The sequence below is a fragment of the Pseudomonas sp. FME51 genome, assembly GCF_014897305.1.
On record NZ_JABUYN010000005.1, the window covers coordinates 139,747 to 153,294 of the forward strand.

The 13,548-nt window shown below is 59.8% G+C and carries 14 protein-coding genes; 10 read left to right on the forward strand and 4 right to left on the reverse strand.

All coding sequences use genetic code 11. The annotated features are described in order from the left end of the window. Window positions 1–26: 26 nt before the first annotated feature. Window positions 27–707, reverse strand: a complete 681-nt coding sequence (locus INT39_RS10775; protein WP_193073923.1) for a hypothetical protein — start codon at window positions 705–707, stop codon at window positions 27–29. Window positions 708–923: 216 nt separating this feature from the next. Here INT39_RS10775 and INT39_RS10780 point away from each other — a divergent pair, with 216 nt between their 5' ends. Next, entirely contained in the window at window positions 924–1,703 is a 780-nt protein-coding gene (locus INT39_RS10780; protein ID WP_193073924.1) for a methyltransferase domain-containing protein, read from the forward strand. A gap of 3 nt (window positions 1,704–1,706) precedes the next feature. Here the strand turns inward: INT39_RS10780 and INT39_RS10785 are convergent, their stop codons facing one another. The 3 genes from INT39_RS10785 to INT39_RS10795 all read right to left on the reverse strand — a co-directional run bounded on the left by INT39_RS10785 (window position 1,707) and on the right by INT39_RS10795 (window position 4,455). Next, a complete protein-coding gene (locus INT39_RS10785; RefSeq protein ID WP_193073925.1) occupies window positions 1,707–2,981 on the reverse strand; it encodes an MATE family efflux transporter in 1,275 nt (424 codons plus the stop codon). 99 nt (window positions 2,982–3,080) lie between these two features. Continuing rightward, complete coding sequence (locus INT39_RS10790; RefSeq protein ID WP_193073926.1) at window positions 3,081–3,452, reverse strand: translation initiation factor Sui1; 372 nt, start codon at window positions 3,450–3,452, stop codon at window positions 3,081–3,083. A gap of 13 nt (window positions 3,453–3,465) precedes the next feature. Continuing rightward, window positions 3,466–4,455, reverse strand: coding sequence for a DUF2333 family protein (locus tag INT39_RS10795; RefSeq protein ID WP_193073927.1), 990 nt, complete (start codon window positions 4,453–4,455; stop codon window positions 3,466–3,468). Between the two features lie 164 nt (window positions 4,456–4,619). On the opposite strand from INT39_RS10795, the gene INT39_RS10800 reads away from it, so the two are divergent. The 9 genes from INT39_RS10800 (at window position 4,620) to fis (ending at window position 13,536) form a co-directional block, all read left to right on the forward strand. Then, window positions 4,620–5,456 (forward strand): S1 RNA-binding domain-containing protein, encoded by an 837-nt coding sequence (locus tag INT39_RS10800; protein WP_193073928.1) that lies wholly within the window; start codon window positions 4,620–4,622, stop codon window positions 5,454–5,456. A gap of 78 nt (window positions 5,457–5,534) precedes the next feature. Next, window positions 5,535–7,331 (forward strand): protein-disulfide reductase DsbD, encoded by a 1,797-nt coding sequence (dsbD, locus tag INT39_RS10805; protein WP_226944698.1) that lies wholly within the window; start codon window positions 5,535–5,537, stop codon window positions 7,329–7,331. 150 nt (window positions 7,332–7,481) lie between these two features. Further along, the gene (gene aroQ / locus INT39_RS10810) at window positions 7,482–7,925 is read left to right on the forward strand and encodes a type II 3-dehydroquinate dehydratase (protein ID WP_193073930.1); all 444 of its coding nucleotides are present in this window, start codon (window positions 7,482–7,484) and stop codon (window positions 7,923–7,925) included. Window positions 7,926–7,958: 33 nt separating this feature from the next. Then, window positions 7,959–8,420: an acetyl-CoA carboxylase biotin carboxyl carrier protein gene (gene accB / locus INT39_RS10815; protein ID WP_193073931.1), complete on the forward strand. Its 462-nt coding sequence runs from the start codon at window positions 7,959–7,961 to the stop codon at window positions 8,418–8,420. A 19-nt stretch (window positions 8,421–8,439) separates the two neighbouring features. Next, complete coding sequence (gene accC, locus INT39_RS10820) at window positions 8,440–9,780, forward strand: acetyl-CoA carboxylase biotin carboxylase subunit (RefSeq protein WP_193073932.1); 1,341 nt, start codon at window positions 8,440–8,442, stop codon at window positions 9,778–9,780. Between the two features lie 83 nt (window positions 9,781–9,863). Further along, the gene (prmA, locus tag INT39_RS10825) at window positions 9,864–10,754 is read left to right on the forward strand and encodes a 50S ribosomal protein L11 methyltransferase (protein WP_193073933.1); all 891 of its coding nucleotides are present in this window, start codon (window positions 9,864–9,866) and stop codon (window positions 10,752–10,754) included. A gap of 71 nt (window positions 10,755–10,825) precedes the next feature. After that, a complete protein-coding gene (locus INT39_RS10830; protein WP_193073934.1) occupies window positions 10,826–12,040 on the forward strand; it encodes a DUF3426 domain-containing protein in 1,215 nt (404 codons plus the stop codon). A gap of 186 nt (window positions 12,041–12,226) precedes the next feature. After that, on the forward strand, window positions 12,227–13,213 hold the full coding sequence (gene dusB / locus INT39_RS10835) for a tRNA dihydrouridine synthase DusB (protein ID WP_413468918.1): 987 nt from the start codon (window positions 12,227–12,229) through the stop codon (window positions 13,211–13,213). After that, entirely contained in the window at window positions 13,210–13,536 is a 327-nt protein-coding gene (gene fis, locus INT39_RS10840; protein ID WP_193073936.1) for a DNA-binding transcriptional regulator Fis, read from the forward strand. The genes dusB and fis overlap by 4 nt, the downstream gene beginning before the upstream one ends. Window positions 13,537–13,548 lie beyond the last annotated feature (12 nt).

The window sequence follows — 13,548 nt, forward strand, 5'->3', positions numbered from 1 at the left end:
GCTGCGGGATCAATGTGCACTGCTGCTTAGAACAACACGCCCAGCTTGACACCGAACTCGTTGCTTTCCAACTCGGTATTGTCTGCGAGCATGCGATCGTCTTTCAGCTCATAGTTGGTCTGGGTGTAGTAGACACCCGCAGTGAGTGGGAAACCCTGGCCGCGATCCCAGAGGAAATTCAATTCAGCATAGGGGTTGAACTTGTTTTCCAGATCGGCCGTTTCGCTTCCCACGCCAGACAGCTTCACCTTGCCCTCACCTTCGATGCTGTAGCGGGTACCTACTTCAAGACGCGTGGTCACGGTGTCGCCCTGATGGTGCCAACCGAGCGCCGCCTTGGCGAAGGGGCTCTTGTTGCTCAGCTCCGCATCAGTATTGCCACTTTCCAGCTCAAAGCGTGTCCAGTCATAGCCGACACCGACCAGCATGTCGAAATTACTGTTGTCACTCAACGGCATGCGCATACCCAGGTCAGCCTCGGCGCGGGCGTCTTTGACTTCACTGTCATTCTTTTCGCCATATTTGGCGTCAATGCCCACCTGGAAGATGGTGCCGGGTCCGCCGGTCATTTTGTTGCCGTAATTATAGAAAATACCGCCTTTCCCAACGGTCTCATCGCGGCCATCAACATCATCGTTATCCGAGTTCATCTCATACTTGTCGGCAGCAACGATAATGCCCAGGTTGGAGACTGCGTCAGCCGCCATTGCGTAAGTCGGCCCTACTACGAGCCCTACGGCGGAAGCTCGGATCAAAGTTTTGCTTAGGCGCATATGGTCTTTCCTCTTGGATTATAGCCTGAGTAAATACCGACCCGTTCCTCGCCGAGAAGTTCGTTGAATTTCAATCCGGTCAAGCCGTTAGGCTCTCAAGTTCATGCCGTCTGGTATAATCCAACACCTTGAATTCAGCAGAAAACTCCCATGACCGATCGGTATTTTGACCAGCTGGGCACCCACTTCGCACGCAAGATATACGCCGGCCCCAAGGGGGCAATTCGCCTTGCCGTACTCACCCGCGACCTGCAGGAATGGCTGGCCGAGCTGGCACCGGAAGGCCAATCATTGCGTATTCTGGATGTGGGCGCCGGGCTCGGGCATATCAGTGAATGGCTGCTGCAACGCGGCCACAGCGTCACAGTATCCGAGCCGGCAGAAGAAATGCTGATGGCCGCCCGGGAACGCCTGGAAACTCAGCCATTGCAACCAGGCCAAACGGTGCAGTTTCTGCAGCTTCCCCTGCAACAGTTGCCCGCCCGGGGGCAGCGTTATGATGTGGTGATCTGCCATGCGGTGCTGGAGTGGCTGGCGGACCCCGCTGCCGCCCTGCACTGTCTGCGGCAGCTGATCAATGACGACGGCGCCGTTTCCCTCGCCTTCTACAATCGTGACGCGCTGATCTACAAGAATCTGATCAAGGGACAGTTCCGCAAACTGCAGCGCAATCAGCTGGCAGGCGAAGGCAAACGCAGCCTGACCCCGCAGCAACCGCTGGACCCGCGTGAGGTGTATACCTGGATGGCGGCGGCAGGTTTCGATTGCCGGGCGCAGACCGGCGTGCGGGTATTCCACGATTACATGCATGAGCCGTTCAAGTCCGACGCCGACGCGCAGCAGGTGATCGAGCAGGAACTGCTATACAGCCTGCACCCGGCCTACCGGCACCTGGGGCGCTATTTGCATTGCTGGCTCAAAGCCTGTTGAGAGCTAGGCGGGCATCCAGCGATCCCGCCGCCACAGCCAGATGAACCAGCCACCAAGCAGCGCACCGCGTGCCAGCATGAACAGGTGGAAACCCAGCCAGACCCCATGGTTGCCGGTATCGAGTAGTAACCAGGCGGCCGGCAGATAGACCAGCAGTACGGCCAGCACCATGGCGTTACGCATGGCGCGGGCGCGAGTAGCGCCAATGAACAGACCATCGAGCAGATAGCTCCAGACCGCCACCAGCGGCATCCAGGCCATCCACGGCAGATAGGCGAAAGCCACCTGACGAATCGATTCGAGATCGGTCAACAGGCTGACAATCTGGTTGCCAAACAGGCTGAATACCAGCACGAAGCCCACCCCGACCACCAGTGACCACAGCGTACTGATCACCAATATCCGTTTGAGCGCCAGCCGATTACGCTGGCCCATGGCATGCCCACCCAATGCCTCTACCGCATGGGCCAGGCCGTCCAAGCCGTGAGACGTGAGCAACAGAAAATTCAACAGGACAGCGTTGGCGGCGACCACCGAATCCCCCAGCCGGGCGCCCTGCAGCACCAGCAGATAGAACACCAGCTCCAGTGCCAGGGTGCGGATCAGAATATCCCGATTGACCCGGATCAGCGGCGCCGCGCCGCGCAGCCGCAGTGCATTCAGCCAGGGCATCACACCGGGGAAACGCGCCAGCACCGGGCGCAGCAGCCACAGCCCCAGCAGCAATCCGGCGTAGTCACCGATGACCGTGGCCCACGCGGCACCCGCTACCCCCCACTCCAGCACCACGACGAACAATACATCGAGCACCACGTTGGTGATATTGACTACCAGCAGGAGATAGAGCGGCGCGCGGGCGCGCTGGGCACCGATGAACCAACCGACTAGAACGAAGTTGGCCAGCGCCGCCGGCAGACTCACCAAGCGGATATTGACGTAAATGCGCGCCTGCTCCAGCAGCTCGGCACTGCTATCGAGGTAATACAGTCCTGCCGCCAGCAACGGCTCATGCAGCAGCCAGATCAGCGATGCAAGAAGGACCGCCAGCCACAGCGGTTGCAGCAACACCAGGCGCAACTGGTTGCCATTCTCGGCGCCGCACGCCTGGGCAGCGAAACCAGTGGTACCCATGCGCAGGAAACCTGCCGACCACAGGATGAAGGTCATCAACGTAGCGCCTACCGCGGCCCCACCAAGATAGTGAGCACCGTCGAGGTGCCCGATCACGGCGGTATCTACCAGGCCGACCAGGGGCACGCTGATGTTGGACAGTATCATTGGCGTCGCCAACGCCCAGACCCGATTATGGGTCGGCCGATGACGCGCTGCAGAAAGTAAACCGGAAAGGGTCACAGCAATGAGTCCAGCGTCAAGATGTCAGCCACCAGACCGCTTGGCCTTGAACCCTTCAGCGGTGAGCCACTCGCACAGCATCTCGGCACGATCACCCTGGATTTCGATCACTCCGTCGACCACCGAACCACCGCAGCCGCAGCGGGCCTTTATGCGTTTGGCCAGAGTCTTGAGCTCATCGAGTGGCAACGCCAGACCACTGATGGTGGTCACCGTCTTGCCGCCCCGGCCTTTGGTTTCACGGCGCACCCGCGCGACACCATCGCCTGTGGCAATCTGCGGCTGGCCGCAAGTGCAGCCGTCCACCGGATTCCGGCACTCCGGGCACATACGGCCGGTATCAGTGGAAAACACCAGGCCTCCGAGAGAGCCGAATCCTGTCTGACGTTTACTCATGGTCCGTCCTGCCTCAACCTTGCTCAAGCAGACGGCGCAGATCGATCAGACCCGCGTTGGCCCGGGACAAGTAGTTGGCCATGACCAGTGAGTGGTTGGCCAACATGCCGAAACCGCCACCATTGAGGATTACCGGACTCCACATGGGCGCCTGGGTCGCTTCCAGTTCGCGGATGATCTGGCGCAGACTGACCAGCGCGTTCTTGTTATTCAGCACATCGGCGTAATCCTTTTCCACCGCGCGCAGCAGATGCACCAGCGCCCAGGCACTACCGCGGGCCTCATAGAACACATTATCGATTTCCAGCCAAGGTGTTTTGGCACGCTCACGACCGCCGTCATTGAGCGGCGTGCGTGCCACGCTGGCCGACAGACGTTGGGACAGCGAGCCCAATCGGGTGCTGGCATCACCAATCCAGCCGGCCAGGTTGTCGGCCCGCGCATAGAAGCTGGCGTTGCCGCTTTCCAGGCGAGTGATGTAGTTGTTGAGCGCCTTGCGCCCGTCGCGGTATTCGCTCTCGCTGGCCGGCATTACCCAACTGTTGTGGTCGAAATGGAAGCGCGGCTCGGCCCTGGACAGATCGGCATCCTCGGTAGACTGGGATTGCGAACGGGCCATGTCACGACGCATCGAACGGGTCATGTCGCGTACCTGCACCAGTACGCCAAACTCCCAGCTCGGCATGTTATCCAGCCAGATACCGGGCGGAGCGATGTCGTTGCTGATGAAACCACCGGGCTTGTCCAACAGGGTACCCACCAGCGCCTGCAGCGTGCGCGCAGTATGCGAGCCGGTCGTCAGCGTCTCGGTGTTGCCCACCGGCAACACGGTCAGATCATCAAGATCCGGTTCGCGGCTCCAGTACCAGCCAACCAGCAGGCAGATGAGCAGATAGACGATTAGCACCACGGCAATTATCTTACCCAGCAAACGGCCGTTTTCACTATCAAGCCGGTTTCCCGGTGCAGTGGTCGTCCCTTGTTTACGTCTGGAAAATTTCATCTGCCCTCTCCTGTGTCTGTGCAGCCGCAAGCATACCATCAGGGCACCCACGGAATAACCATCGCGGGCAGTTCATTGCGTATTGAAATCCCCTGCCGGCAACCGCCCAGGTCAGCCCTGTATCAGCTAGAATAGCCCTTCTCGCTCACTCAGGATGTACTTTCATGGCCGCTATCGGACACATCAACAATCTATCGATCGTCAAGCATACCGGCTTCGGCCTCTATCTCGACGGCGGCCCCCATGGCGAGATCCTGCTACCCAATCGGTATATCCCCAAGGACCAGCCCACCGAGATCGGTGACTGGCTGCGCGTGTTCATCTATCGCGACAGCGAAGACAAGCTGATCGCCACCACCGAACAGCCCAAGGTCAAGGTCGGCGAATTTGCCAGCCTGAAAGTGGTTGAAATCACCCGCGTCGGCCTGTTCCTCGATTGGGGGCTGCCCAAGGACCTGCTGCTGCCACATTCCGAGGAAAAGCGTCCCTTGCAGGTCGGTGATTATTGTGTGGTGTATGTCTATCTCGACAAACACAGCGAACGCATCACCGCCACAGCACGCCTGGACCGCCACCTGGATCAGACCCCACCCAACTACGAAGTCGGCGAAGCCGTGAGCCTGCTGGTCGTAGAACCCACGGATCTGGGTTACAAGGCGATCATCAATGACCGCCATTGGGGCCTGATCCACAAGAACGAAATCTTCAAGTTCGTACGCGGTGGCAAGCGCGAGCGGGGTTACATCCGTGAAGTACGTCCCGACGGCAAGGTCAGTCTGAGCCTGCAACCGGTCGGCCGTGATGCCGGCGACAGCCTGCAGGCCTTGATCATGCAGACGCTGGATGAAAATGATGGTGTGCTGAACCTGAGCGACAAAAGCGCCGCTCCGGAAATCGCTCGCCTGTTCGGCGTCAGCAAAGGCAACTTCAAGAAGGCCATCGGCGGTTTGTATCGCCAGGGGCGCATCGTCATTCACCCGGATCGCATCGAGCGCGTCTGACAGATCCGGTGGCAGTTTGTCACTGGCATTCGCAGCGACAGGCTTTAATATACCAGCAAGCTCTTTACGGATATGCCCATGTCGTTGATACGCCTTCTGCTGATTACCCTGCTGCTGACCGGCAATGCTGCTCTGGCCACAGCCAACACCTCGGGAAGTAGCGGCCTCGGTAGCCTGTTCGGTGGTGTGGGCAGCAGTAGCGCCACCCAATTTTTGCCAGTGCACGAGGCCTTTCGCGCCGGTATTGTCGAGGCGGATGCCGAGCGCATCCAGCTGCAGTTCGATGTCACCCCTGAATATTATCTGTACCGGCATCGCCTGAAGTTCGAGCTGCTGGGCGGTGATGCGCAGATCACCCAGGTCAATCTGCCGGACGGTGTAGAACGCACCGATGAGTTTTTCGGTGATGTCGAGGTGTATTACAACAGCCTCGCAGTGATGCTGGATGTAGCACCGGGCAACACACCCGCCAAGCAGTTGCGGGTCGAGTACCAGGGCTGCGCCGATGCTGGCCTGTGTTATCCACCGGAAATATTGCTGCTGGATCTGCCCACCACCGGCGGCAGCGCTGAACCCGGCACGGTTGCCAGCGCTGCGACCCAGAATGACTCCTCCCTGTGGCTGTCCTTATTGCTGCTGTTTGCCGCTGGTCTGGCACTGACCTTCACTCCCTGCGTACTGCCCATGGTGCCTATCCTCACCGGCATGGTACTGGGACGCGAAAACATCGATCGAACGCGCGCCTTCACCCTGTCCGTCAGCTATGTGCTCGGCATGGCCCTGACCTTTGCTGCGGTCGGCGCACTGATCGGCCTGTTCGGTGCAGCATTGAATATTCAGGCGCGCCTGCAGTCGCCTTGGGTATTGGGCGTCTTTGCAGTCTTCTTCGTACTTTTCGCCCTGGCCATGTTCGACGTATTCAACCTGCGCCTGCCAGCCTTCATCAGCGGCCCCGCGGAAAGACTGGGCAACCGCACCCGTGGCGGCTCGATTCCCGGGGCCGCAGTCATGGGCGCCTTGTCATCACTGGTGGTCTCGCCGTGCATTTCTGCGCCACTGGCCGGCGCGCTGATCTATATCAGTGCTACCGGTGACGCCATGGGCGGCGCCCTGCGCCTGTTCGCCCTAGCCATCGGCATGGGCGTACCACTGATCCTGGTAGCGATGTTTGGCAAGACCCTGCTACCCCGCTCCGGCCCCTGGCTTAACCAGGTCAAGCAATTCTTCGGCTTCGGTTTGTTGGCCGTCGCCATCTGGTTGCTGGAACGGGTCATCCCCGGCCCCGTAAGCCTTGCGCTGTGGGCTGGGCTGACCGCTGGCATCGCCGTGCAGCTGGGTCTATTCGACCGTGAACCGCGCTCCGGTACTTCCCGTCTGGCGCAAACCGCAGCGCTATTGTTCGCCATCTACGCTGCCGCCGCGCTGTTCGGCGCGCTCGCCGGCAACTCGGACCCCTTGCGCCCCTTGCACGCGCTTGGCGGCAGTAATGCCACCGTCAGCAACAACGAAACCAGTTACTTCACCAAGGTGACCACTGCCGACGCCGTGCGCCAGCAACTGGCCCAGGCCAAAGCAGCCGGACAACCGGCCATCGTCGAGTTGTCCGCCGACTGGTGTATCAGCTGCAAGGTGATCGAACGGGAAGTCATCAATCATCCCAGCGTTCGCGCAGGGCTGGACAGTTTCGTCCGTGTGCAACTGGACGTCACCGATAACACAGCAGACCAGCGCGCCTGGATGACCGAACAACAACTGTTCGGTCCTCCCGCTTTCCTCTTCTATGACCAGCAGGGTCAGGAGATGGCAGACATACGCATTCAGGGTGAAGTGGGACGGGAGACCTTCATTCAGCATATGCAGGGTGTGGACGGCTGATATCAAACTCAATTTCCGCAAAAACCCGGCCATCATGCGGTCATCTGATGACATACGACTGGTTCTGGACAGCCCTTTGCGAATCCGGCAAACTCTTCGCCCATTGATGACTGCCAAGTCAATCGCCAACCAACACCCTGGAATATTCTGATGGCCAGCTTTCTGGTCCTGCATGGACCCAACCTGAACCTGTTAGGCAGCCGCGAACCCGAGGTCTACGGCGCCGTGACCCTGGCCCAGATCAACGCCCGTCTGCTCGAACAGGCCCAGCGCGGCGGTCATCAATTGCAGGCGTTGCAAAGCAATGCCGAATACCAATTGATCGACCGTATTCATGCTGCCCGGGACGAAGCGATTGATTTCATCATCATCAATCCCGCCGCCTTTACCCACACCAGTGTCGCAATACGTGACGCATTGCTGGCGGTGAGCATCCCATTCATCGAAGTTCATCTTTCCAATGTGTACAGACGTGAGCCTTTTCGCCATCACTCCTATTTTTCGGACATTGCCGAAGGAGTCATCTGCGGACTGGGAGCCGAGGGCTATGCAATGGCCCTGCAGGCAGCTGTACGCAGACTCGAACAAAACTGACACGATCAACATTGCCCTGGAGCGCAAGTATCAATGGATATCCGCAAAGTAAAGAAACTCATCGAACTGCTTGAAGAGTCCGGCATTGACGAGCTGGAAATTCACGAAGGCGAAGAGTCGGTTCGGATAAGCCGGCACAGCCAGCAGGCCGCCATGCCTCAATATTTCCAGGCTCCGGTAGCCGCAGCCCCCGCACCTGCAGCAGCCCCAGCAGCCCCAGCTGCCGCCCCGGCCGCTGAAGCAGCACCGGCCGAGCCGGCCGGCCACCTGGTTCGCTCACCCATGGTCGGTACTTTCTACCGTTCACCGTCGCCTGAGTCTGCGTCTTTTGTTGAAGTCGGCCAGACCGTCCAGGCCGGTGATGTACTGTGCATCGTCGAAGCAATGAAAATGATGAACCATATCGAATCCGACAAGACTGGCGTTATTCAAGCCATCCTGGTCGACGATGGTCAACCAGTGGAATTCGATCAACCCATGTTCAGCATCGCCTGAGCCCGACCCGGAGGCAGCGATGCACAAAGTACTCATAGCCAACCGTGGCGAAATTGCACTGCGCATTATCCGCGCTTGCAAGGAGCTGGGGTTGAAGACTGTGGCAGTGCACTCCACTGCCGATCGCGAACTCATGCACCTGGCCATGGCCGACGAAACCGTCTGCATCGGTCCAGCGATTGCCACCGAGTCGTATCTGAACATCCCGCGCATCATCAGCGCGGCTGAAGTCACCGGCGCCGACGCCATCCATCCCGGCTACGGCTTCCTCGCGGAAAATGCCGATTTTGCCGAGCAGATCGAACGCTCCGGCTTCACCTTCATCGGTCCCAGCGCCGAGGTGATTCGCCTGATGGGTGACAAGGTCTCGGCCATCGCCGCGATGAAGAAGACCGGCGTACCCACAGTACCCGGTTCCGACGGCCCACTGCCTGAAGACGAGCAGGAATGTCTGAAGATCGGTCGTCGCGTTGGCTACCCGGTGATCATCAAGGCCTCCGGTGGTGGCGGTGGTCGTGGCATGCGCGTGGTGCATAAGGAAGAAGAGCTGATCAAGTCGATCCGCCTGACCCGCACCGAAGCCGGTGCAGCCTTCGGCAACCCAGTGGTCTACCTGGAGAAATTCCTGACCAACCCGCGTCACGTGGAGGTCCAGGTGATTTCCGATGGCCAGGGTCATGCCGTTCATCTGGGCGATCGCGACTGCTCCATGCAGCGCCGTCATCAGAAGATCATCGAAGAAGCGCCAGCCCCCGGCATTGACGAAAAGGCCCGCGCCGAGGTCCAGGCCCGCTGCGTGAAAGCTTGCATCGATCTGGGCTACCGTGGCGCCGGCACCTTCGAGTTTCTCTACGAGAACGGCGAATTCTTCTTCATCGAGATGAACACCCGCATTCAGGTCGAGCATCCAATTTCGGAAATGGTCACCGGAATCGACATCCTCAAGGAGCAGATTTTGGTGTGTGCCGGCCAGCCGCTGAGCATCAAGCAGGAAGACGTGGTTATCCGCGGCCATTCCATCGAATGCCGGATCAACGCCGAAGACCCCACCAGCTTCCTGCCCAGCCCTGGCACAGTGACCTTCTTCCATGCGCCAGGCGGTAACGGCGTGCGGGTGGATTCGCATCTGTACAGCGGCTACAAGGTTCCCCCGAATTATGATTCGCTGATCGGCAAGCTGATCACCTACGGCGCCACCCGCGACGAAGCCATGATGCGCATGCGCAACGCCCTGGATGAGCTGGTGGTAGACGGCATCAAGACCAACACGCCGCTGCACCGTGAATTGGTCCGCGATGAAGAGTTCTGCAAGGGTGGTGTGAACATTCACTACCTGGAACATAAGCTCGGCATAAGCTGACAAGCAGTAACCTCAAAGTTTATGATCCGTGTTTTAGGGAGCGACCTGTCGCTCCCTTTGTTTTTTCTGCTTAAGGAACTCTTATGCCCTGGTTGCAACTGCGTCTAGCCATTATTCCAGAACAAGCCGACCCGATGGAGGATCTGCTGCTCGGGCTGGGTGCCGTCTCGGTGACGTTCATGGACGCCGAGGATCAACCGATTTTCGAACCCGACCTGGGCACGACCCCACTGTGGTCGCACACTCACCTGTTGGCACTGTTTGAAGCCGATGTCGACCAGCAGGCGCTGCTCGACCAACTCCAGCAGATCTGGCCGGGCAAACTACCGGAGCACCAGCTCGAAGAAATCGCCGATCAGGACTGGGAGCGCAGTTGGATGGACAACTTCAAGCCGATGCGCTTCGGCCGTCGCTTGTGGATTGTGCCTAGCTGGCATGAGGCGCCGGAGCCCGATGCAGTGAACCTGCTGCTCGATCCCGGCCTGGCTTTCGGCACCGGCACCCACCCGACTACCGCTCTGTGCCTGGAATGGCTGGATGGCCAGACGCTCGATGGCCTGCAGGTAATCGACTTCGGTTGTGGCTCAGGCATTCTCGCCATTGCCGCCCTGCTGCTCGGCGCGCAATGCGTGGTCGGCACCGATATCGACCCCCAGGCACTGGAAGCATCGCGCGACAATGCCCAGCGCAACCAGCTGGATGACGCACGCTTCCCGCTGTACCTGCCCGAAGCCATGCCGGACACCCCGGCCGACATGCTGGTGGCCAATATTCTCGCCGGCCCGCTGGTCAGTCTGGCTCCTCAACTGACCAGCCTGGTCAAACCCGGCGGCCGCATTGCCCTGTCCGGCATTCTCGCCGAGCAGACCGAGGACATTCTCGCCGCCTACCGTGATGCTTTCGAGCTGGACCCGGTAGCGGACAAGGATGGCTGGATCCGCGTCAGCGGCGTACGTCGCGACGTGGCACTCTGACCAGCTTGCGGGCACAATATCGCGATTGCCGCACCGCGACGTGCGCTCATTATTAAGGATGCCTGTTTCACATGAGTGAGCTGCTGGTCACACAATGCCCCTATTGTCAGACCCGCTTCCGGCTAACACCGGAACAGCTGCTGGTAGCTGCCGGCAACGTGCGTTGTGGCGCCTGTCTTGAAGTATTCAATGCGAGCGAGGCCGAGGTGACCGAAGCACCGGCAACCCCGGCTGCAGAACCGCCAGCTCCAGCTCCAGTTCCAGCACCGGGCTCAGCCTTATTGCATGACGACCTGGACGAGCCGGATCTGCAGGCACTCGGGTTGGACGAGTCGATCATCGACGAAGTCAATCCCTGCGGCATGACCGGTCACCGGAAAACCGGCCTGGAAGCAGTGCCGGTTGAGTCAGATGATGACACCCCTGCGGATCTGGCCAGCGAATCGGTCACTGATGCTCAGGGGCAGTTATCCTCACGGAGCACCAAGACAGACTCGCCGGCGACCCCAGCGACCGAAAGCTTCAGCGACCTGCATGAAGACTTTCTGGCCACTCCGCCGGCGCAGGACTTCGGCCCGGACTTCGATCACAACCGATCGGGTATCCAGCACCTGCGACCAGTGGATGACGACTACGCCGACCACGGGATATTTCGCCGCGACCGCCCCACCGGCAGTGAACAGGCCGAGGACGAACCGGCAATCGACCACGAACATATCGACAACGACCGTCGGGAACCACTGATCAGTCCCTTGCTGTTACCGGAACTGTTCGACGAGTCGTTGCTGGAAGAAGCCCCTACCCGGCGCGCCCAGCGCCCCTGGTTATGGGGTAGCCTTTGTCTGCTCGCCCTACTGGCTTTACCGGCACAGTTTTTCTATTACAATTTCGACGCCCTGGCCCGCGACCAGCGCAGTCGAGCGCTGCTGGAAAACCTGTGTTTCATTGCCCAGTGCGAGCTGCCGGCTCGGGTGGATATCAGCCGAATCCGCAGCGCCAATCTGCTGGTGCGCGAGCATCCGGAGTTTCCCAACGCCCTGGCCATCGATGTGATTCTGTATAACCGCGCCGATTTCGAGCAACCCTTCCCGGTGTTGCAGATGCAGTTCACCGACGCCGGTGGTCGTGACATCGCCAGTCGGCGTTTCCGTCCGGAAGAATACCTCGCCGGCGAACTGGCCGGCGTGCGTTTGATGCCGCCGCAAACGCCGATTCATGTAGGCCTGAGCATGCTCGACCCCGGCCCCCAGGCCAACGGCTACAGTCTCGAATTTATCAGTCCCTGACCAGACGCTGAATTTCCGGCACCTGGTCAGCCGACCAGTTGATCAAATATCAGCCAGAACAGACTTTATATGGTCACAGGTAGCAGGTATGATAGCGGCCCTCTTCACGTTTCTGACCCTGCCCGAACACGTCCAGCTGTTTTGGGGCGCACACCATTGACCACAAAGTACAGGGATGGACATGCAGTGATCAGTATCGGATCTTTTCAGCTAACCAGCCCCGTCATCCTGGCCCCCATGGCCGGCGTGACCGATCGCCCGTTCCGGACCATGTGCCGGCAGCTGGGTGCCGGACTGGTAGTGTCGGAAATGGTCACCAGCGATACCCGTCTCTGGCATAGCCGAAAATCCCGTCAGCGCCTCGATCACCGCGGTGAACCGGACCCGCGCTCAGTACAGATCGCCGGTGGTGATCCCCAGATGATGGCCGACGCCGCCCGCATGAATCGCGACAATGGCGCACAGATCATCGATATCAATATGGGCTGCCCGGCCAAGAAGGTCTGCAACAAGGCCGCTGGCTCCGCCCTGTTGCGTGATGAACGTCTGGTGACCGAGATCATCGAAGCCGTGGTCGGCGCCGTGGACATTCCCGTGACACTGAAAATCCGCACGGGCTGGGACCCGGACAACCGCAACGGTGTCACCATTGCGCGCATCGCCGAGCAGAGCGGTATTCAGGCGCTTGCCGTGCATGGTCGCACCCGCAGCGAGTTGTACACCGGCGAGGCCGAGTACGACACCATTGCCGAGATCCGTCAGGCCATCTCCATTCCGCTGTTCGCCAATGGCGACATCGACTCCCCGGAAAAAGCCCGACAGGTCCTCGACCATACCGGTGCCGATGCGGTGATGATCGGCCGCGCTGCCCAGCGCCGCCCCTGGATCTTCCGTGAGATCGATCACTACCTGCGTCACGGTGAACATCTGCCTGCGCCCGGGCTGGCTTGGCAACAGTCCCTGTTGCTGACCCATCTCGACGCCCTGCAGGAGTTTTATGGCTTGGAACAAGGCGTACGCATCGCGCGCAAGCATGTCGGCTGGCAACTGCAGTCGCTGCCCGGTGCTGAGGAGTTTCGCCGCCATTTCAACCGCATGGATTGCGGCGTGCAGCAACGCCAGGAAATACAACACTTCTTCAACCGCTTGATGGACGGAGGCCTCGCGGCATGAATCAACTGAATACTTCCCAGATTGACGGAAACCTACCCGTGAGCGAGACCCCTGAAGCTGACCTATCCTGCCGCCCGAACGACCCCCTGGCCGGGTCGCGGACACTGCGTGACAGTGTCGAGCAAGCGCTGCACAACTATTTCGAACATCTGGACGGCCAGGACGTTACCGACGTCTACAACATGGTGCTGGCGGAAATCGAAGCGCCACTGCTGGAAAGCGTGATGGATTATGTGCGCGGCAATCAGACCCGGGCTTCCGAAGTGCTCGGCCTGAATCGCGGCACACTGCGCAAGAAGCTCAAGCAGTACGGACTGCTCTGACCCTTTTAATCA

Bases quoted from the DNA above. Each gene is read 5' to 3' on its own strand.
- dsbD (WP_226944698.1), top strand. From the start codon at position 5,535: ATGTCGTTGATACGCCTTCTGCTGATTACCCTGCTGCTGACCGGCAAT.
- INT39_RS10785 (WP_193073925.1), bottom strand. From the start codon at position 2,981: ATGATACTGTCCAACATCAGCGTGCCCCTGGTCGGCCTGGTAGATACC.
- INT39_RS10800 (WP_193073928.1), top strand. From the start codon at position 4,620: ATGGCCGCTATCGGACACATCAACAATCTATCGATCGTCAAGCATACC.
- prmA (WP_193073933.1), top strand. From the start codon at position 9,864: ATGCCCTGGTTGCAACTGCGTCTAGCCATTATTCCAGAACAAGCCGAC.
- fis (WP_193073936.1), top strand. From the start codon at position 13,210: ATGAATCAACTGAATACTTCCCAGATTGACGGAAACCTACCCGTGAGC.
- INT39_RS10775 (WP_193073923.1), bottom strand. From the start codon at position 707: ATGGCGGCTGACGCAGTCTCCAACCTGGGCATTATCGTTGCTGCCGAC.
- accB (WP_193073931.1), top strand. From the start codon at position 7,959: ATGGATATCCGCAAAGTAAAGAAACTCATCGAACTGCTTGAAGAGTCC.
- INT39_RS10795 (WP_193073927.1), bottom strand. From the start codon at position 4,455: ATGAAATTTTCCAGACGTAAACAAGGGACGACCACTGCACCGGGAAAC.
- INT39_RS10790 (WP_193073926.1), bottom strand. From the start codon at position 3,452: ATGAGTAAACGTCAGACAGGATTCGGCTCTCTCGGAGGCCTGGTGTTT.
- aroQ (WP_193073930.1), top strand. From the start codon at position 7,482: ATGGCCAGCTTTCTGGTCCTGCATGGACCCAACCTGAACCTGTTAGGC.
- INT39_RS10780 (WP_193073924.1), top strand. From the start codon at position 924: ATGACCGATCGGTATTTTGACCAGCTGGGCACCCACTTCGCACGCAAG.
- accC (WP_193073932.1), top strand. From the start codon at position 8,440: ATGCACAAAGTACTCATAGCCAACCGTGGCGAAATTGCACTGCGCATT.
- INT39_RS10830 (WP_193073934.1), top strand. From the start codon at position 10,826: ATGAGTGAGCTGCTGGTCACACAATGCCCCTATTGTCAGACCCGCTTC.